Source organism: Oleiphilus sp. HI0061 (assembly GCF_001635675.1).
On record NZ_LWFE01000850.1, the window covers coordinates 1 to 720 of the forward strand.

A 720-nucleotide genomic window follows, 5' to 3' on the forward strand; every position below is an offset into this window, starting at 1 on the left:
GAACTGGGCAATTATCTATCGCATTATCAATACCGTCTTGGTCTGAATCGAACTGTACCGTTGGGTCAGTTGGACCTTGGTCGACGTTATCGAGCACGCCATCACCATCGGTATCACGCTCTAGCGGGTTGGTGCCATCTTGCTCTTCCTGAAGATCAGGTACGGAATCACCATCGTCGTCTTCATCTGTATTATTACCAATACCATCACCATCGGTATCAACACTTTCAAATGGGTTACGTGGGAACTTATCCTCATCGTTCGGCACCTGGTCACCGTCGATATCAGTATCAGCATTATCGCCTGTGCCATCGCCATCTTGGTCTTTTTGTTCTGTAGGGTCTGTTGGGAAGGCATCTTCAGTATCGATCACACCATCATTATCATCATCAGGGTCATCATTTCTGCCACCAGAATCAGCCATGCCATCGCCATCGGTATCAACAAAATCGATACCTGGAATGCTGGCATTGGTATCATCAGGGTCCTGATTGGCAGACCAGTTATCGTTATCCTTATCAGACTTATTCTGACGTTCAGAATCTAAAGGAAAGTCATCGGCAATATCTTCAGTACCATCGCCGTCATCATCAGTATCGGCATTGTTACCGATTCCATCTTCATCTGTATCGGTTTGTTCGCTTGCGTCTAGAGGGAAGTCATCGTCTTCATCTTTAACGCCGTCGTTATCGTCGTCGTTGTCGGCATTGTTACCTGTGC

The 720-nt window shown here is 46.8% G+C and carries 1 protein-coding gene; it reads right to left on the reverse strand.

The window, feature by feature from the left end; genetic code table 11:
• On the reverse strand, window positions 1-720 hold a 720-nt coding region (locus A3735_RS10165; RefSeq protein ID WP_197485827.1), incomplete at both ends, for a thrombospondin type 3 repeat-containing protein.